This is a genomic window from Bacillus sp. DTU_2020_1000418_1_SI_GHA_SEK_038 (assembly GCF_032341175.1).
Taxonomy (GTDB): Bacteria; Bacillota; Bacilli; order Bacillales; family Cytobacillaceae; genus Cytobacillus.
On sequence record NZ_CP135435.1, the window covers coordinates 1,834,454 to 1,853,861 of the forward strand.

Annotated in this window: 14 protein-coding genes; all 14 read left to right on the forward strand. The window is 38.7% G+C overall.

All coding sequences use genetic code 11. The features are described from left to right. The 14 genes from RRV45_RS09135 (at position 1) to RRV45_RS09200 (ending at position 19,408) form a co-directional block, all read left to right on the forward strand. Positions 1-1,677, forward strand: a complete 1,677-nt coding sequence (locus RRV45_RS09135) for a DAK2 domain-containing protein (protein ID WP_315668501.1) — start codon at positions 1-3, stop codon at positions 1,675-1,677. A 190-nt stretch (positions 1,678-1,867) separates the two neighbouring features. Beyond that, the gene (recG, locus tag RRV45_RS09140; protein WP_410489371.1) at positions 1,868-3,904 is read left to right on the forward strand and encodes an ATP-dependent DNA helicase RecG; all 2,037 of its coding nucleotides are present in this window, start codon (positions 1,868-1,870) and stop codon (positions 3,902-3,904) included. Positions 3,905-4,177: 273 nt separating this feature from the next. Continuing rightward, positions 4,178-4,780, forward strand: coding sequence for a transcription factor FapR (fapR, locus tag RRV45_RS09145; RefSeq protein ID WP_315668502.1), 603 nt, complete (start codon positions 4,178-4,180; stop codon positions 4,778-4,780). Next, a complete protein-coding gene (gene plsX / locus RRV45_RS09150) occupies positions 4,764-5,756 on the forward strand; it encodes a phosphate acyltransferase PlsX (protein WP_315668503.1) in 993 nt (330 codons plus the stop codon). Before fapR ends, plsX begins: the two co-directional genes overlap by 17 nt. A 27-nt stretch (positions 5,757-5,783) precedes the next feature. Further along, complete coding sequence (gene fabD, locus RRV45_RS09155) at positions 5,784-6,731, forward strand: ACP S-malonyltransferase (RefSeq protein ID WP_315668504.1); 948 nt, start codon at positions 5,784-5,786, stop codon at positions 6,729-6,731. Beyond that, positions 6,728-7,471, forward strand: coding sequence for a 3-oxoacyl-[acyl-carrier-protein] reductase (fabG, locus tag RRV45_RS09160; protein ID WP_315668505.1), 744 nt, complete (start codon positions 6,728-6,730; stop codon positions 7,469-7,471). The genes fabD and fabG overlap by 4 nt, the downstream gene beginning before the upstream one ends. A gap of 105 nt (positions 7,472-7,576) precedes the next feature. Continuing rightward, positions 7,577-7,810 (forward strand): acyl carrier protein, encoded by a 234-nt coding sequence (locus RRV45_RS09165; protein WP_066289176.1) that lies wholly within the window; start codon positions 7,577-7,579, stop codon positions 7,808-7,810. A gap of 266 nt (positions 7,811-8,076) precedes the next feature. Further along, the gene (gene rnc / locus RRV45_RS09170) at positions 8,077-8,820 is read left to right on the forward strand and encodes a ribonuclease III (RefSeq protein ID WP_315668506.1); all 744 of its coding nucleotides are present in this window, start codon (positions 8,077-8,079) and stop codon (positions 8,818-8,820) included. A 47-nt stretch (positions 8,821-8,867) separates the two neighbouring features. Next, positions 8,868-12,434: a chromosome segregation protein SMC gene (gene smc / locus RRV45_RS09175; protein WP_315668507.1), complete on the forward strand. Its 3,567-nt coding sequence runs from the start codon at positions 8,868-8,870 to the stop codon at positions 12,432-12,434. Between the two features lie 69 nt (positions 12,435-12,503). Then, positions 12,504-13,493, forward strand: coding sequence for a signal recognition particle-docking protein FtsY (ftsY, locus tag RRV45_RS09180; RefSeq protein WP_315668508.1), 990 nt, complete (start codon positions 12,504-12,506; stop codon positions 13,491-13,493). A gap of 164 nt (positions 13,494-13,657) precedes the next feature. Continuing rightward, positions 13,658-16,042 (forward strand): hypothetical protein, encoded by a 2,385-nt coding sequence (locus RRV45_RS09185; protein ID WP_315668509.1) that lies wholly within the window; start codon positions 13,658-13,660, stop codon positions 16,040-16,042. Then, positions 16,039-16,974 carry an ABC transporter ATP-binding protein gene (locus RRV45_RS09190; RefSeq protein ID WP_315668510.1) on the forward strand — a complete coding sequence of 312 codons (936 nt, stop codon included), beginning with the start codon at positions 16,039-16,041 and terminating at the stop codon, positions 16,972-16,974. The genes RRV45_RS09185 and RRV45_RS09190 overlap by 4 nt, the downstream gene beginning before the upstream one ends. Continuing rightward, positions 16,971-17,816 carry an ABC transporter permease gene (locus tag RRV45_RS09195; RefSeq protein ID WP_315668511.1) on the forward strand — a complete coding sequence of 282 codons (846 nt, stop codon included), beginning with the start codon at positions 16,971-16,973 and terminating at the stop codon, positions 17,814-17,816. Before RRV45_RS09190 ends, RRV45_RS09195 begins: the two co-directional genes overlap by 4 nt. Positions 17,817-17,836: 20 nt before the next feature. Next, entirely contained in the window at positions 17,837-19,408 is a 1,572-nt protein-coding gene (locus RRV45_RS09200; RefSeq protein WP_315668512.1) for a hypothetical protein, read from the forward strand.

Below are 19,408 nucleotides of genomic sequence, written 5' to 3' on the forward strand. Positions count from 1 at the left end.
GTGTCAATTAATGCACTAGATGGAAAACGTTTTGCAGAAATGGTCATTACGGGAGCCAATCACTTATCTGCGAATGCCCAATATGTTGATTCACTTAACGTTTTCCCAGTTCCTGACGGTGATACAGGAACAAATATGAATTTGTCGCTAACATCAGGAGCGAAGGAAGTAAAGAATAATATTCAAGACCATATTGGTAAGGTCGGTTCAGCACTATCCAAAGGATTGCTAATGGGAGCCCGTGGGAACTCCGGGGTTATTTTATCCCAGCTTTTCCGAGGCTTTTCTAAAGCCATTGAACAGAAGGCTGAAATTAATAGTATAGAATTTGCTGATGCGCTTCATAGTGGAGTAGAAACAGCTTATAAGGCCGTAATGAAGCCTGTTGAAGGAACAATTTTGACAGTTGCAAAAGACTCGGCCAAAAGAGCAGTGCAAGTAGCCAAAAATGAAAAAGACCTTATTGCCTTAATGGAAGAAATAGTCAAAGAGTCGAAGGCATCACTTAGCCGCACTCCAGACCTGCTTCCCGTTTTGAAAGAGGTAGGAGTAGTTGATAGCGGAGGCCAAGGTCTTGTCTTTGTATATGAGGGATTCCTCGCTCAATTAAAGGGTGAAGAACTTCCTGACAGTCCTTCCGCATTTCCAAAAATGGAAGATTTGGTTAGTGCGGAGCATCACAAAAACATACATAGCTTTATGAATACAGAAGATATTGAATTTGGTTATTGCACTGAATTTATGGTTAAATTTGAACCAGAAAAGCTTGCTAAAAGTCCGTTCTCCGAAGAAGCTTTTCGAACGGATTTGAGTAAATTTGGTGACTCATTATTAGTTATTGCCGATGATGAGCTTGTTAAAGTTCATATTCACTCGGAACAGCCTGGCGAATGCTTATCTTATGGGCAGCGTTATGGAAGCCTTATCAATATGAAGATCGAAAATATGCGTCAGCAGCACTCTAACTTAGTTGAAGGTACCCAAACCCAAGCAAGTTCTGCACCAGTATCGAAGGAATTAAAGGAATATGGTATTGTCACAGTCTCGATGGGACAGGGCATTGCTGACCTATTCCGAAGCATTGGAGCCCATGCAGTTATTGAAGGTGGCCAAACGATGAACCCGAGTACTGAAGATATTGTGAAGGCGATCGAAGAAGTCCATGCGAAAAAGGTCATCATTCTTCCTAATAATAAAAATATTATTATGGCAGCTGAGCAGGCAGCCGAAGTCGCAGAACAAGAGGTTATTGTCATCCCGACTAAGACAGTTCCACAAGGAATGTCAGCATTGCTTGCGTTCAACCCAAGTGCTGAATTAGCCCAAAATAAGTACGGCATGACAGAAGCACTTCAACATGTAAAAACAGGGCAGATTACATTTGCAGTAAGAGACACAAGCATTGATGGTCTTGAAATTGAGAAGGATGATTTCATGGGAATCGCCGAAGGGAAAATCCTTGTCAAAAATAAAGATAAGGTCCAGACAGCAAAAGACCTTCTTTCTAACATGCTTGATGAGGATTCGGAAATTTTAACGATTCTAAAGGGTGAGGACGCTTCTGACGAAGATGTACAAGCCATCGTCAATTTAGTTGAAGAAGAGTTTGAAGAAATTGAAATTGAAATACATGATGGAAAACAGCCGTTGTATGCATTTATTTTTGCAATTGAATAAAGGAAAATGATAACGAAAGCGCCTTCTTAATTTTGAAGGAGTTATCTATTTATTTACCTATGCAGAAAGAAGGGGCCTCCCCTTCTTTTTTGGCTAAATATATGTTAGTGATGATCATTTATTTATGAAATAGATTCGGAAGCTGGAGGTGAGATCTTTGTCAAATCATTATAAAATATTGAATCCAAATATGACTCTTCCAGTTACAGCCGTAAAAGGGATAGGAGAAGAAACCGCTGCAGCATTAGAGGAAATGAATATTAAAACCGTAAAAGATTTACTAGAGTACTTCCCGTTCCGCTATGAAGATTACCGACAAAAGGATTTGGCAGAGGTTAAGCATGAAGAAAGAGTGACTGTGATCGGAAAGATACATAGCGAGCCCTCTCTTGTCTACTATGGAAGAAAGCGTTCAAGATTAACGTTAAGAGTACTTGTAGGAAACTATCTAATACAGACAGTATTATTTAATCAGCCATATATCAAGAACAAAATCTCAATAAATGAAACAGTTACGGTTACGGGAAAATGGGACCAGCATCGGCAAACAATTACAGCAAGTGAATTGCATGTTGGTTCGGTTATAAAAAGTAAAGATTTTGAGCCAGTTTATACTGTAAAGGGAAAAGTAACGGTTAAAGGCTTAAGACGCTTTATCAGTCTTGCTTTTTCTCAATTTGGGACAGATGTGGAAGAAACATTACCAGAATTATACTTAATTAAATATAAGCTATTGAATAGAAGGACTGCACTAAACATCATGCATTTTCCAGCAGATCAAAATGATTTAAAGCAGGCTAGAAGAAGATTTGTTTATGAAGAGTTTTTTTATTTTCAAATAAAAATGCAAGCATTAAGAAAGATTGATAGAGAACAGTCAAAAGGCATCAGCCAACTTTATCATCTCGAAAATCTTAAGTTATTTATTCATTCATTGCCATTTTCCCTTACAGATGCACAAAAAAGAGTTGTTAAGGAAATTCTTTCTGATATGAAGTCACCGTTTAGAATGAACCGGCTCTTGCAGGGAGATGTAGGTTCCGGAAAGACAGCAGTGGCGGCAATTGCTCTTTATGCGTCTAGAACGGCTGGCTTTCAAGGTGCGTTAATGGTCCCGACGGAAATATTGGCGGAACAGCATGCTGAATCACTGAAACAAATGCTTGATCCCTTTCAGATAAAATGTGAGCTGCTGACAAGTTCGGTTAAGGGAAAAAGACGCCGAGAAATCCTGCAGCTTCTTAAAGAAGGAGAGATTGATGTTCTTATCGGAACACATGCTTTAATACAAGATGAGGTCGAATTTCAGAAATTAGGGCTTGTTATTACAGATGAACAGCATCGATTTGGGGTTGAACAGCGAAGGGTTTTGAGGGAGAAGGGGGAGAATCCCGATGTTTTATTTATGACAGCAACCCCTATTCCCCGAACATTAGCGATTACTGTTTTTGGAGAAATGGATGTATCCATTATTGATGAAATGCCGGCAGGGAGAAAAGTGATAGAAACGTATTGGGCGAAGCCTTCTATGCTTGAGCGAGTTTTAGGATTTGTTGAAAAGGAGCTTCGTGCTGGTCATCAGGCATATGTTATTTGTCCGCTAATCGAAGAATCTGATAAGTTGGACGTCCAGAATGCAATCGATGTTCATGCGCAATTAACACATTTTTTTAATGGGCGTTATCAAGTTGGATTAATGCATGGCAGATTACACTCTGATGAAAAAGAAGCAGTAATGAAGGAATTTAGCCATAATGAAATTCAAGTGCTCGTTTCGACAACAGTAGTTGAAGTTGGAGTGAATGTCCCTAATGCCACGATGATGGTCATTTATGATGCTGAACGATTTGGTTTGTCCCAGCTTCATCAGTTAAGAGGCAGGGTTGGACGTGGCAGTGATCAATCTTTTTGTATTCTCCTGGCCGATCCGAAGTCAGAAACAGGGAAAGAACGGATGAAAATAATGACCGAAACAAATGACGGGTTTCTTCTTAGTGAAAAGGACCTCGAACTAAGAGGACCAGGTGATTTCTTCGGAAAAAAACAAAGCGGACTTCCTGAATTTAAGGTTGCTGATATGGTGCATGATTATCGAGCTTTAGAGACAGCTAGAGATGATGCAGCACAATTAATTGAAACAAATGAATTTTGGACTGCTCCTGAATTTCATTATTTAAGAGAATACTTAAGGGAAACCGGTGTGCTGGAAGGCGAAAAACTTGATTAGCTAAAAATTACTCCACGCTGTCAACGCGCTGGAGCTTTTTTTTGTCTAGATCCTAGTCAAGGCACCACCGCTTTTATTTATCTAGCTCCAGTGCCTAGGGGCTCGAGGTCATAAGTCAAGTTGTCATGAAGGTAAAGTGCGCCCTTCCTGCCAACTTGACTTATGCTTGTCGCCCCTGGTCAAGGCACCTCCGCTTTTATGCTTGCAATCTGTTTTTCTTGATTATATACTACTATTAGTACCTAGTCTTAATATCTGGGACGGTGTGTATAGATGAGAAGAAATAAAAAAGAGCGACAGGCACAATTAAAGGTAACTATAAAGGAAAATCCTTTTATTACCGATGAAGAGCTTGCTGAAAAGTTTTCTGTTAGTGTGCAGACAATCCGGTTGGACAGGCTGGAATTATCCATTCCTGAGTTGCGTGAACGAATAAAACATGTAGCTGAAAAAAGGTTTGAGGATGAAGTCCGCTCCTTGCCCATTGAAGAAATTATTGGTGAAATTATTGATATTGAATTAGATAGAACGGCTATATCCATTTTAGATATAAAAGAAGAGCATGTTTTTAGGCGGAACAATATTGCCCGAGGGCATCATCTATTTGCTCAGGCAAATTCATTGGCAGTAGCTATGATAAACGATGAGCTTGCGTTAACTGCTAAAGCAAATATTCAATTTACACGATCAGTGAAGCATAAGGAAAGGGTCATTGCAAAGGCTAAAGTTATAAGCATCGATTCTGAAAATGGCAGGACAATCGTGGAAGTTGCAAGCTATGTGAACAATGAGTTAGTTTTTAAAGGGGAATTCGATATGTATCGTTCTCACAAAAAAACAAAAAAGGATGAAAAACAGCATGAAAATAGCGATTGATGCAATGGGAGGCGATCATGCTCCTAAAGAAATCGTGCTTGGGGCAATGAAAGCTGCTGCTGAATATAAAGATATTGAAATTACCCTAGTTGGAAACGAAACAAAAATAAAAGAATATTTAACGAACCCGGATCGAATTGAAATTTTACATACAGATGAAGTCATCTTAGCAACTGATGAGCCTGTTAGGGCGGTGCGCAGGAAAAAGAATGCCTCAATGGTGCTAGCAGCTCAGCTCGTTACTGATGGAAAAGCTGACGCTTGTATTTCAGCTGGAAACACAGGCGCCTTAATGGCAGCAGGACTTTTTGTAGTTGGTCGAATAGACGGGATTGAAAGACCAGCGTTATCCCCAACTTTGCCAACGATTGGCGGAGAGGGATTTTTACTTCTTGATGTTGGAGCTAATGTTGATGCAAAGCCTGAACATCTCCTGCAGTATGCGATAATGGGATCCATCTATTCAGAAAAAGTTCGCGGCATATCTAATCCAAGAATTGGACTTCTAAACATTGGAACAGAAGAAAAAAAGGGAAATGAGCTAACAAAGCATACATTTGAATTACTGCAAAATGCAAATTTGAATTTTATAGGCAATGTAGAGGCACGGGATTTGCTAGAGGGCGCAGCAGACGTTGTAGTAACGGATGGATTTACTGGCAATATGGTTCTGAAGACGATTGAAGGAACAGCCCTTTCTGTTTTTAAAATGTTGAAATCCGCATTGACAAGCAGCTTTAAAAGTAAACTGGCTGCTGCCGTTCTTAAGCCAGATCTAGTCCAATTGAAATCGAAAATGGACTACTCTGAATATGGCGGTGCAGGTCTATTTGGTTTAAAAGCTCCAGTAATAAAAGCACACGGATCATCAGATGCGAATGCTGTTTACAATGCTGTGAGACAGTCGCGGGATATGGTTGCTCATAATGTATCGGAAACAATTAAGGAAGTCGTTGAAAAACATAACTCAAAATAATTATTGATTAAGAATAGGGGTGTCTAAATGGGGAAAATTGCATTTCTATTTCCAGGCCAAGGATCACAGACTGTTGGTATGGGAAAAACTCTAGCCGATGCTGATCAAACAGTAAAATCTTACTTTGATATAGCAGATGAAAAATTAAACTTCTCTCTTTCAAATCTGATTTTTGATGGACCGCAGGAGGAGCTGACTTTAACAACAAATGCGCAGCCTGCGTTACTTACGACAAGTATTGCTGTCCTTGAGTATTTTAAACAATTTGGAATCAAACCGGATTTTGTTGCCGGCCACAGTCTTGGTGAGTATACTGCACTTGTAGCTGCAGGAGCAATTTCTTTTGAGGACGGGGTGTACGCAGTTCGAAAAAGAGGCGAATATATGGAAGAAGCAGTTCCTAATGGAGAAGGTACAATGGCCGCAGTTTTAGGCTTAGACCGAGACACCCTTCGGACAGTAACTGAAAAGGTTACTGAAGAAGGTGATTCAGTGCAGCTTGCGAATTTGAACTGTCCTGGACAAATTGTTATTTCTGGATCGAGAAAAGGCGTTGAAATTGCATCGGTCAGGGCTAAAGAAGCAGGCGCAAAACGTGTCATGCCCCTCGTAGTTAGCGGGCCTTTCCACTCCGAATTAATGAAGCCTGCGGCAGAGAAGTTTAAAGGAATACTAGATGAAATTGAAGTTAAGAATGCAGAAATTCCAGTTATTGCAAATGTTACAGCAGATGAAATCATTTCGGCAGAAGAAATTAAAGAAAAATTAATTGAGCAGCTTTATTCACCTGTCCTATGGGAAGATTCCGTACAAAAGATGATTTCCTTAGGGGTAGATACATTTATTGAAATTGGTCCAGGAAAGGTTCTGTCTGGTCTCGTAAAGAAAATCGATAAAAGTGTTCGGATTTTTGCCGTTTCGGATCAAGAGACATGTACAGCAGTGATCGATTCCTTAAAGGAGGAAATACAATGAAGCTTGAAGGAAAAATAGCTCTAGTAACCGGGGCTTCCCGCGGAATTGGCCGAGAAATTGCTTTAGAATTAGCTAGACAAGGTGCAGATATTGCAGTTAATTACTCTGGCAGTGAAGAAAGAGCCAATGGGGTAGTTGCTGAAATTAAGGAAATGGGCCGAAGCGCGATTGCGATTCAATGTGATGTTTCCAATAGTGAATCGGTTGCGAATATGGTAAAGGAAACAATTGACGCTTTTGGCAAACTTGATATTCTCGTTAATAATGCTGGCATTACGAAGGATAATCTTTTGATGAGAATGAAGGAAGACGAGTGGGATGATGTAATCAATATTAATCTTAAAGGTGTCTTCTTATGTACGAAAGCAGTGACTAGACAAATGATGAAGCAAAGAAGCGGGCGAATTATTAATATTTCATCGATAGTCGGAGTCAGTGGAAATCCTGGACAAGCAAACTATGTTGCTGCTAAATCTGGTGTAATCGGATTGACAAAAACATCCGCTAAGGAACTCGCCTCTCGTGGAATAACCGTTAATGCTGTCGCACCTGGATTTATTACAACAGACATGACGGATAAGCTTCAAGAAGAAGTAAAGGAAGCGATGTTAAAGCAAATTCCGTTAGCTCGGTTTGGTGAGCCTTCAGATATTGCTAATGTTGTTGTTTTCCTCGCATCAGAAGATAGCCGCTACATGACAGGCCAGACACTCCATGTTGATGGCGGAATGGTTATGTAATCCATGGCAACGAGAGAAAAAAAGGAAAACCTTTAAAATAATTATAAAGTACATTTATTATTTCCTTAAAATACTCTATAATATCTTGAGGGGAGGTGAACAAGCATGGCAGAAGTATTAGAAAGAGTAACAAAGATTATCGTTGACCGTCTAGGTGTTGAAGAGTCTGAAGTAAAATTAGAAGCTTCTTTCAAAGATGATCTTGGCGCTGATTCCCTTGATGTAGTTGAATTAGTAATGGAATTAGAAGATGAGTTTGATATGGAAATCTCTGATGATGACGCTGAAAAAATTGCTACAGTCGGTGACGCTGTAAATTACATAAGTGCAAAGCAATAAATCATCAGTTAACAAGTAAGAAATACTTTTTCAGTGAGGGTATCTACCCTCACTGTATATCATTTTTGTCGTATTTTTTGTCCATTATTACTTGACATTCAATTAGGTGGTTACGGACAGAAAATACGTTTGTCCTCTAAAGCTCCGTTCATTAACGGGGCTTTCTTATGCTTTTTTGCATATTTCATTATTTTTCAGTAAACTCTTAATTAGTATCGTTAATGTTATATTTCGTCAATTTACTTATAAAGGTGAATCAATTAATTATGCACAATATTGGAAAAGACAAGGATAAAAGGTCATTTCGATCTATAGATAAACGTTTTAAGGAATTTCAAAAAAAAATCGGTATTGATTTTCAAAATGAAAAGCTTTTAAAACAGGCCTTTACACATTCATCGTATGTAAATGAGCACCGCAGAAAACCAAATGAAGATAATGAGCGGCTTGAGTTCTTAGGTGATGCGGTACTTGAGTTAACGGTTTCTCAGTTTCTGTTTTTAAAATACCCATTGATGAGTGAAGGCGAATTAACTAAATTAAGGGCAGCTATAGTTTGCGAACCTTCTCTTGTAGCATTTGCACATGAACTATCCTTTGGAGAGCTTGTTCTATTAGGCAAGGGGGAAGAAATGACCGGTGGTAGGGAAAGACCAGCGTTGCTAGCAGACGTTTTCGAGTCATTTATTGGTGCTTTATATTTAGATAAAGGCTTAGATACAGTTGTCTTTTTCCTCGAAAAAATTGTTTTTCCAAAAGTCAATTCAGGTAAATTTGCTCATGTTATGGATTATAAAAGCCAGCTGCAAGAATTGATTCAGCGTGATGGTCAAGGTCTTATTGAGTATAAAATATTGCAGGAAAAAGGTCCCGCGCATAATCGAGAATTTGTTTCTAGGGTATCAATGAACGGAATGGAATTAGGGACAGGCACAGGCCGCTCCAAAAAGGAAGCCGAACAACATGCAGCACAGATGGCTCTTGAGGTCCTAAGAAATAAGCTGAACTAGTATAAGACAGCATAGATAAGAAACATTTAGATTAGGGGGAGCAGCAGTTGTTTTTAAAACGGTTAGATGTAGTTGGCTTTAAATCGTTTGCTGAGAGAATCATGGTTGATTTTGTTCCAGGTGTTACTGCTGTTGTAGGTCCGAATGGAAGCGGAAAAAGCAACATTACGGATGCAATCCGTTGGGTGTTAGGTGAACAATCAGCTAAATCTCTTAGAGGCGCCAAAATGGAGGATATCATTTTTTCCGGCAGTGATTCCAGAAAATCGCTTAACTTTGCAGAGGTTACGCTAACATTAGATAATGAGGATCAATCCTTGCCGATTGATTATAATGAAGTCAGTGTTACACGCCGTGTGTACAGATCAGGTGAAAGTGAATTTTTAATAAATAAGCAATCCTGCAGACTTAAGGACATTGTCGATTTATTTATGGATTCAGGTTTAGGAAGAGAAGCATTTTCTATTATTAGCCAAGGAAGAGTAGAGGAAATTCTTAATAGCAAGGCTGAAGAGCGCAGAACAATTTTTGAAGAAGCAGCGGGTGTACTTAAATACAAAAGCAGGAAAAAGAAAGCAGAAGGAAAGCTGACTGAGACTCAAGATAATTTAAATCGGGTCAATGATATTGTGTATGAGCTTGAAAGTCAGGTGGAGCCTTTAAAGATTCAAGCCTCCATTGCTAAGGATTATTTAGAGCAAAAGGACGAGCTTGAAAAAATAGAAGTGGCGCTAACAGTATATGAAATTGAGGATTTACATGCAAAATGGGAGAAATTATCTCAAGACCTTGGGTTGCATAAAGAAAACGAAATGAAGCATTCGGCCAATCTCCATAGTAAAGAAGCGAAAATCGAACAATTAAGAGACCAAGCTTTGGCTCTTGATGAGTCAATCAGTGATTTGCAAAATGTATTGCTTCATGCAAGTGAAGAACTTGAAAAGCTAGAAGGCAGAAAAGAAGTGCTTAAGGAAAGAAAGAAAAACGCTTCCCAGAACAAGGAGCAGCTTCAAAAAAATCTTGAGGAATACGCAGCAAAAGAACTGGAGCTAATAAGTCAAAAGGAAAAGCAATATTCCAGTAAAAAGCAATTAGAAAAAGAAGCTAGCAATCTGCAAAATGAATTAAAACAAAAACATGAGCAATTAAAACTATTTAATGAAAATACGGAAGATAAGATTGAATCATTAAAAAGTGATTATATCGAAATTTTAAGTAAACAGGCTGCTGCCAAAAATGAGCTGCAAAATATTGAACAGCAGCTAAATCAGCTGGACATGAGAAACAGTAAGCTTGAGCAGGATAATGAAAATTTTATCCAAAGTCGAAAAAATATTCTTGAAAAGAAAAACAAGATTGAAGCTCAGCTTCTTTCTGCACAAAAAGAATTAGATGATGGAGTAAAGCTATTTAGAGATGAGCAAAGAAAGCTCGAAATAAGCAAGGATAATTATCAGAAGCAGGAAAAGACCCTTTATCAAGCCTATCAATATCTTCAAAAGGCTAAATCGAGACAAGAGATGCTTGAAGAAATGGAAGATGATTATTCTGGCTTCTTTCAGGGTGTGAAAGAAGTATTAAAGGGCCGTGGCGGAAAGCTTTCAGGAATCGAGGGAGCTGTTGCTGAACTCATTCAAGTTCCTAAGGAAATTGAAACTGCAATTGAAACAGCCTTAGGTGGGGCTATGCAGCATATTATTGTAGAAACAGAACAGGACGGCCGAAGGGCGATTCAATATTTAAAGCAAAACTCCTTTGGACGTGCAACCTTCTTACCTTTAAATGTCATGAAAGGCAAGAGCTTAAGCTTTAGTCAGCTGCAATTAATACAGCAGCATCCTTCCTTTGTTGGAGAAGCTGCAAAATTAATTCAATTCGATCCTAAATATAAAGAATCAATGGAAAATTTACTTGGTAATGTCGTCATTGCAAAGGAGTTAAAAGGTGCGAATGAAATGGCTAAGCTCCTGCAATACAGAGTAAGGCTCGTGACTCTGGATGGCGATATTGTCAATCCAGGGGGCTCAATGACAGGCGGTGCCCTAAAACAAAAAACGTCATCCATTTTAAGCAGAAAAGGCGAACTTGAAGAATTAAAGGTAAGAATTACGGATATGGAATCAAAGACGGCAGGATTGGAATCACAGGTTAAGCTTCTTAAAGCGGATATCCAAAAGCTTGAAGCAAGGATCGATGGTCATAGAAAATTAGGGGAAGAGCTAAGATTAAAGGAACAGTCAATAAAAGGCGATCTTCGAGAATTAGAATTTGAGGAGAAAAGTATAAATGAAAGATTGTCCCTTTATGATATGGATAAAGCACAATTTATGGAAGATAAGACGAAATTGTTGAATAGAAAAGCTGATTTACATTCATTACTTGAAGCTTATCAGTCCCAAATAACTTCTTATGACGAAAAGATTCTTATGCTGACAGATCAGAAAAACATGCAAAAAACTTCAAAAGAGACGCTTTTATCTGAAATAAATGAGCTAAAAGTCAGCTATGCATCAAAAAGTGAACAATATAATCATGCTAAAGATAAATATGAAGCCATATTGGAAGAGCTTGCAGAAATAAACGAGAAATTAATCATTTGTAAAGAGGACCTTGAACTCCTTTCCTCGGAAATGGTAAATAGCTTCTCTGGAGAACAGCAGTTAGAAGAAGCTGCCAAAAGGAAGCTTCAAGACAAAACGGAAACACTTAACTTAATTTCCTCAAGAAGAGAAGAACGAATGGGGCTTCAAACAGCTCTGGAAGATTTAGAGCTTGAAACAAAAGAGCTAAAAAGGCTTCATAAAGGAATGGTCGAAGCACTTAAGGACGAGGAAGTAAGGCTTAATCGTTTAGATGTTGAGCTTGAAACCCGATTGACTCATTTAAGAGAAGAGTATTTGTTGTCCTTTGAAGGGGCTAAAGTAGAATATCCTTTAACGATTGATGTTAATGAAGCCAGAAAAAAAGTAAAACTAATTAAATTGGCCATTGAAGAGCTGGGAACAGTAAATCTAGGTGCGATTGAGGAATATGAACGGGTATCAGAACGGTATGAATTCCTGCTAGAGCAAAAAAATGATTTACAAGCGGCTAAAGATACGTTGTTCCAGGTTATTGATGAAATGGATATTGAAATGAAAAAACGGTTCCAGCAAACCTTTGAGGGCATTCGTTTTCATTTCGAATCAGTTTTTCAATCATTATTTGGCGGGGGCAGAGCAGATTTAAAGCTTACAGATCCAGATGATTTATTAAATACCGGTGTCGAAATTGTTGCACAGCCACCTGGAAAAAAACTGCAAAACCTAGGATTATTATCAGGTGGGGAAAGAGCACTAACAGCGATAGCACTGCTTTTTTCGATATTAAAGGTGCGACCTGTTCCGTTCTGTATTCTTGATGAGGTTGAGGCAGCACTTGACGAGGCAAACGTATTCCGCTTTAGTCAGTATTTAAAGAGATTCAGCTCTGAAACGCAATTTATTGTTATCACCCATCGTAAGGGAACAATGGAGGAAGCTGACGTATTGTATGGTGTGACAATGCAAGAATCAGGAGTCTCGAAATTAGTGTCTGTTCGCTTAGAAGAGACGAAGGAATTAATAACTCAATAATTTTGGAAGCTGGCCTTTTAAGGTTGGCTCCAAGTACATACAATTCCAAATTAAAGGAAGTGAACCTTAATGAGTTTTTTCAAAAAGTTAAAAGAAAAAATAACAAAACAAACTGATAGTGTGACAGAAAAGTTTAAAGATGGATTAGCAAAAACAAGAGACAATTTTTCAAATAAAGTAAATGATCTTGTTGCAAGATATCGCAAAGTCGATGAGGATTTCTTTGAGGAGCTAGAGGAAATCCTCATTCAAGCGGATGTTGGCTTCGATACCGTAATGGAGCTTGTTGAAGAGTTAAAATTAGAAGTGAAAAGAAAAAATATTCAAGATCCGAAAGATGTTCAAAGTGTGATCTCTGAGAAACTAGTTGAAATTTATGAAGCAGGCGGAAAGTCCTCTTCTGAGCTTAATATCCAATCTGATTCGTTAACCGTTATCCTTTTTGTCGGTGTTAATGGAGTTGGGAAAACTACAACCATTGGCAAGCTTGCACATAAATTCAAAAATGAAGGTAAAAAGGTGATATTAGCAGCAGGGGATACTTTTAGAGCAGGAGCAATTGAGCAGCTTGAGGTTTGGGGAGATAGAGTCGGTGTTGAAGTCATAAAGCAAGCTGAAGGCTCAGATCCTGCGGCAGTTATGTTTGATGCGATCCAAGCGGCAAAATCCCGACATGCTGATATATTAATTTGTGATACAGCGGGAAGGCTTCAAAACAAAGTAAACTTGATGAAGGAGCTTGAAAAGGTCAAGCGGGTTATTGAACGAGAAGTTCCTGGCGCTCCGCATGAGGTCCTTCTAGTACTTGATGCCACGACTGGCCAAAATGCATTGATTCAAGCAAAAACCTTTAAGGAAGCAACAGATGTTAGCGGTATTGTGCTAACTAAGCTTGATGGAACAGCAAAAGGCGGAATCGTCCTTGCTATTAGAAATGAACTGGACATCCCTGTTAAATTTGTTGGTCTTGGAGAAAAAATGGATGACCTTCAGGAATTTAATGCAGAACAGTATGTTTATGGGCTTTTTGCAGAGTTAGTTGAACAAGAAGCTGAATAATTAAAAATAAACAAAAAAACAGCCGGAACTTAGGATCCGGCTGTTTTTTTAAAATAAATTTCTGCACTGCGTTTCATTATATTTAGCTTTTTTTAAAAGACTGAAAACTTTCATCATTATTTTTCGTCTATTAATATGGAAATTCATTGCTGGGGGAGATCTAGATGCACAAAAGTATTAAATTAGTCCTTGGTCTTTTTGTAAGTTTTTTCTTGACCATGTGCTTTTTTCTGCCAACTGTAAAAGCGGAAGCTGAAAATATTACAATTACCATTGATGAGGGTTTAAGCGGGAAGGCAAAAATGGGAAAGGGATTCCCGCTATCCATTAAACTTGAAAATAAGGGAGAAGCATTTACTGGAGACTTACTTATAAATTTTAATCCTTCATGGAATACAGGCGGAGTTCTTTCCATTAACGTAGATTTACCTGCAAATAGCACGAAAACCTATCAAGCTACACTTCCGGGATTAACTGATGATCACCCATCATCCTATCAAAATTTTCCTACCATTCAATTGTACAAAGGGGAATGGAAAAAAGGGAAATCTATTAAATTTAATGGTGATGATATGATTAAACCCAAATATATAGATATGAATGAAAATGTAATTGGAGTGTTAAGTGAGAACTATGATCGATTAAAGGAATTAAGAATTCTTCCCTTTACACAAATGGAGATGATTGAGCTTAAAAAGGAACAACTGCCAAAGCAAGCATTAGGCCTTGAGATGCTTGATTTCTTGCTTATTGATGAATATCCTCTGTCACAATTAGACAAAGAGCAGCAAACGGCCATTAAGGAATGGATTGCAGGGGGAGGGGTTCTAATTGCAGGGGCTTCTCCTAATGGAAGCGGGTCTTATGGTGATATTTATTCATTACTTCCGATGAAGATGGACAGTGAAACGAAGGTTTCTACTAATTTCCTAAAGCTAGTCGACCAAGAAAAAAATCCAGATTTTCAAGAATTAAATATTTTTACTGGATCAGTAGATAAAACTGCCGACATCATTGATAAGAGTGATTCAATACCAATAACAGTAAAAACTAAAGTTGGGGATGGAGCAATTTTACAAACTGGGTTTTCTCTCGGTGATGAACCTTTAGCATCTTGGAAGGGCTATAGTACTTGGTTTGCAAAGTTTTTGAATGAGGCTGAAAAATCGAATATGTTATCAGGCAGATATGGCCCAGATTTTTATGGCTCCCTATATTGGGAATTTGTGGAGGCAAATGAGTTTTTCCCTGCCAGCCATTTTTCAATCGTTCAGCTTATTGCTTTATTGGGTGGATATATCATCGTCATTGTGCCCCTATTATATTTTGTTTTGAGGAAAATGGATAAACGGGAGCATTCATGGTGGATTATACCTTCCCTAGCTCTATTAATGGCTGCCGCTGTTTTTGGAATAGGCGCAAAAGATCGGATTGCAAAGCCGCAGCTTAATCAAATGGGCGTTTACAGAGTATCGGACAATCAATTAACGGGATTACAAGCAACAACTCTATTATCGAATAAAAGCGGAGAATACACCCTTTCAATCCCAAAGGATTTTAAAGCTGTAACAAGTACACAGAATATGAATGGCTATGATGCTGCGAGGAGCGCGGTTTATGAGGAAAAACGAAGGACAACTGATATTGTCTTCCCTGAAGTAGGATATTGGTCCTCTAAAACACTATATGGGAAGGCGAGCACGAAAACTGATGGCAGCTTTACTGCATATCTTAAACTTAATAACAGCCATTTGACAGGAACAATTCACAACGGTTTCGAATATGATTTCGAGGAAATTTTTATCTGGTCAGGAAATGAGAAGATTGGCTTAGGTCCATTGAAGAAGGGTGAGTCAAAGCAGGTTGACAAACAAATGAAACAGGCCTTTCTATCAAAGCCAACTGGTGCTGGAGGGCCTGGCTATTCCTATCAGAATACAGATATAAACATAATGAGAAAAGAAAGATTACAATATGTTGCCTCGAACTTTATTTTAATTAATGGGACCGAAAATGAACCTGTTATTGGGGGATTTACGAAAGATGCTGTATTAGATGTAAATATGCTCGGTAAAAAAGAAAAACAAGATAATACGAATCTTGTTATAGAATCTTTTCATGCTGAACATGAACTCTCTGGGGCTGTAACGATTAATAATGAAATGCTTAGTTCCCATCTTAACGTACTTAAAGGACATATTTTTGAAAAAATGATAAATGGGTCTATACGGGAGATGGCCATAGATGATGGCGAGTATGAATATTTCGTTCAGCTTCCAAAACAATTAGTTGACAAGGCCATAAATCTGAATGAAATGACTATTAAGATGAATAGCCAATTAATTCAGTATTCCGTTTTCAATTATGAGTCTGGTGAATGGCTTCCGATTGAAGCGGATAAACGAAGTCTTACTCTTAATAATGAAACCAACATTCAGCAATATGTATCCAAGGAAGGCGAAATAAAAATAATGCTTGTAAAAAATGCAAAAGGTGATCCACATGTTCAATTACCGGCGATCACTATTAAAGGGGATGTGACACCGTGATTGAAATTATCGACCTCACAAAACGATACGGAAATTTTACAGCGCTTAATTCACTTAATCTGCAAATTGAGAAGGGATCTGTCTTTGGATTTGTCGGGCAGAATGGCGCTGGAAAGTCAACTACCTTTTCGATATTAGCTACTTTGCTTGCTCCGACTTCAGGAACGGCCTATATAAATGGATTTAACGTCCAAAAGGAACCGAAAATGGTAAGAAGACAGCTTGGGTATATGCCAGATTTCTTTGGAGTATATGATCAGCTAAAAACAATAGAATATTTACATTTCTATGGAGCGAGCTATGGGATTCCTTTACAAGAAAGAGAAAAGCTTATTCCTCAATTGCTGGATCTTGTCAATTTATCTCATAAGCAGGATTCCTATGTAGACGTACTGTCGAGAGGGATGAAGCAGCGTTTATGTCTGGCTAGAAGCTTAATCCATGATCCAGAGGTGCTGATACTTGATGAACCTGCCTCTGGACTGGATCCAAGAGCGCGTGTAGAAATGCGGGAAATATTAAAGGAATTAAAGAGCATGGGGAAAACGATATTAATTTCTTCGCATATTCTGCCAGAGCTAGCTGAAATGTGCGATACGATCGGAATTATTGATCAAGGTCAGCTTGTTGCCGAAGGGTCAGTTTCAGACATTCAAGCCAAGTTAAAAGGAGAGAAATTGATTATTGTTAAGACATTCAAAGATTTCGATAAAGCGGCAGCCTTCTTTGAAGATGATCCTAATGTGTCAAAATTACATAAAGGAGAGGAGGAAAACTCCCTGCAATTTATTTATAAGGGCTCTGATCTTGAGCAAATGGAATTACTGAAAAAGGCGATCATAAACAACATCGCAATCACAAGCTTTTCAGAAATTGAGACGGATCTTGAAGATGTATTTATGGAAATTACTAGGGGAGTAGAGCTGTCATGAAGAATTTTGTTATAAACCCTGTTCTGAATAAGGAATTTAAGCTTCGTTTTCGATCTTTCAAAAGCTTTCTTGGCATTCTCTTTTATCTGCTTGCGCTTGGAATAATCATTGTCGGATTTGTATTTATCGAATCACTCTCAAACTCACAGGGCTTTTTCAAGCCAGATCAAAGCAGGACGATATTTATCATGCTATCTTTTCTTCAGCTCGCATTAGTTCTATTTATTACTCCTGGACTTACAGCAGGTGTCATTAGCAGTGAGCGTGAACGACAGACATTGAATATAATGCTGACAACGACACAAAGCTCGGCCAGCATTATCCTAAGCAAGCTGATATCCTCCATTTCTTACTTGCTTTTATTAATCATTGCAGGTCTGCCTCTATACAGCTTTGTCTTTCTTTTCGGGGGGATATCCCCTGGTCAGGTGTTAACGACCATTTCATTTTATATTTTCACGATGCTTGCTTTTGGCAGTGTCGGTGTCCTATTATCAACACTTATTAGGAAAACGATTGTGTCGATGGTGTCCGCTTATGGAGTTACTTTATTTTTAGCAGGCGGAACTGCATTTTTGGCGATTGTATTCATGCAATTCGCCAATCGTTACGGATACACGGGAACACCATCAACAAGCCCTTTAGCTTATTTTGCGGCGATGCTAAATCCGCCAATCATTCTCCTAAGTACTTTTGAGCCTGAATTCTCAAGGGAAATTACGAATACAACAGGGATTAAATTTCCATTGTGGATCGCTTATTTAATATCGTATACAGTCATCATTATCGGTGCTGTCTTCATTAGTATTAAAAAACTGCGTCCTAATATGAAAAAGGGATGAATAGATAAGGAATGAAACCAATGGAGGATCGCAAACAATTTAAAAACCTGTTAAGGCCAATACAGAAACAGCTGCTCGTTCAGTTAATTATAAAGGAGGTTCAGCTTCTGCTTGTATTTGCAGGAGCTTTGTCCCTTTTACTTCTAGTGCTGGCAAGATTTATTGTCATTCCTTTTGTTAATTATTACTTCCTTTCTTTTATACTTGCGCTGTTTATCATTTTTATCATTCGTATATGGAGAAAACGGCCAAAGTTACATGAAGCTGTTATTATTTATAATCACTTTGTTCCAGATGATCGGGTTTTAACAGCTTATAGCTTCTTAAAAACTGAGGGAATCATGGCTGCCATTCAGCTCTCTGATGCGGTTAAGCAGATGAAGAGCACAAGTGAAAAGGTTTATAAGAGAAAAAAACAATATTTTTATCCTAATTGGCTGTTTTTAAGTCTCGTATTCACAGCAGCAGCTATATTTCTATTTGTTTCTCCGAATGAAAACATTAATCTGGCAAAGCAGAAGGAGAAGGAAATCAAGCTTGTAACAGAGGCTGAAAAAAAACTAAGGGAAGAAATCAAAAAGGAAAAAGATCCAGAAGTGAAAAAAACTCTACAGGAAGCAGTAGACAAAATGGGAGAAAAGAAATCTGCTGAGGAAGCTTTAAAAGAGCTGGCCAAACAAAAGAAGGAATTAGAATTAAAGGCTCTGAAAGAAAAAGAAAAACAAATGACAATTGAAAACTGGAAGAATGAATTAAAAAATAACGGATTGTCGGATTTAGAAAAGGTCCTAAATGAAAAAAACTTAGAAGCCATCGAGAAGGAATTGGCTAAGTTAAATGAAAAATGGAATGGCCTTACAGATGAACAGAAGAAGGCCTTTAATCAATTGGCCGAGAATGATAGCCAGCTTAATGAAGAGGAGCTAGCTAAATTAATGGAACAGATTGAAAGTGTACTAAATTCTGAGGAATTTCTAGCTCAGCTTGCTGCTGCACAGCAGGCTTTGCAAAAAGCGGGATTAGCGATGCAAAATCAAATGGCATCAAACGGGATTCCTCCCGGTCAGTTTGCCTTCTCCCCTCCCGGTCAATCTAGTAATGGAGCTAATCCTTCGGGGGGGCAGCCAAGCGGACAAAGCAGCAATGGACAGCAGTCTGGTCAAAACCCACAAGGATCGTCTGGCGGAAATAGTTCAGGGAATGGTGCAGGAAACGGTTCAGGCGCTGGCTCTGGAAATGGAAGCGGCTCTGGCTCGGGTAGCGGCAGTGGGGCAGGTTCCGGAAATGGGTCAGGCGCTGGTGGTTTAGGAGCAGGAAAAGGGCAAGGTTCTCGGGAGCTCCTTACAATCCCTGGTCAGTTAGAAGGTCAGACAAATGTCGAAAGGGATACTGGAGGACTTGGGGAAGGCAGCCCTGCCCAGCAAACAGAAGGTTCGGGGCCAGTCTTAAAAGGGTCTATTAAACCATATGATGAGGTTTTTGAAACATATGAAAAAGCATATCGGCAAAGTACGGACCGCTACAAGCTGCCAGCGGATTTAGAGGAAATCGTTAAAAATTATTTTACAAATATCGATCCGAACAAGGAGTGA

Excerpts from the sequence above, each read along its gene's own strand:
- recG (WP_410489371.1), top strand. The coding sequence starts at position 1,868 with ATGACTCTTCCAGTTACAGCCGTAAAAGGGATAGGAGAAGAAACCGCT.
- fapR (WP_315668502.1), top strand. The coding sequence starts at position 4,178 with ATGAGAAGAAATAAAAAAGAGCGACAGGCACAATTAAAGGTAACTATA.
- plsX (WP_315668503.1), top strand. The coding sequence starts at position 4,764 with ATGAAAATAGCGATTGATGCAATGGGAGGCGATCATGCTCCTAAAGAA.
- fabD (WP_315668504.1), top strand. The coding sequence starts at position 5,784 with ATGGGGAAAATTGCATTTCTATTTCCAGGCCAAGGATCACAGACTGTT.
- fabG (WP_315668505.1), top strand. The coding sequence starts at position 6,728 with ATGAAGCTTGAAGGAAAAATAGCTCTAGTAACCGGGGCTTCCCGCGGA.
- RRV45_RS09165 (WP_066289176.1), top strand. The coding sequence starts at position 7,577 with ATGGCAGAAGTATTAGAAAGAGTAACAAAGATTATCGTTGACCGTCTA.
- rnc (WP_315668506.1), top strand. The coding sequence starts at position 8,077 with ATGCACAATATTGGAAAAGACAAGGATAAAAGGTCATTTCGATCTATA.
- ftsY (WP_315668508.1), top strand. The coding sequence starts at position 12,504 with ATGAGTTTTTTCAAAAAGTTAAAAGAAAAAATAACAAAACAAACTGAT.
- RRV45_RS09185 (WP_315668509.1), top strand. The coding sequence starts at position 13,658 with ATGCACAAAAGTATTAAATTAGTCCTTGGTCTTTTTGTAAGTTTTTTC.
- RRV45_RS09195 (WP_315668511.1), top strand. The coding sequence starts at position 16,971 with ATGAAGAATTTTGTTATAAACCCTGTTCTGAATAAGGAATTTAAGCTT.
- RRV45_RS09200 (WP_315668512.1), top strand. The coding sequence starts at position 17,837 with ATGGAGGATCGCAAACAATTTAAAAACCTGTTAAGGCCAATACAGAAA.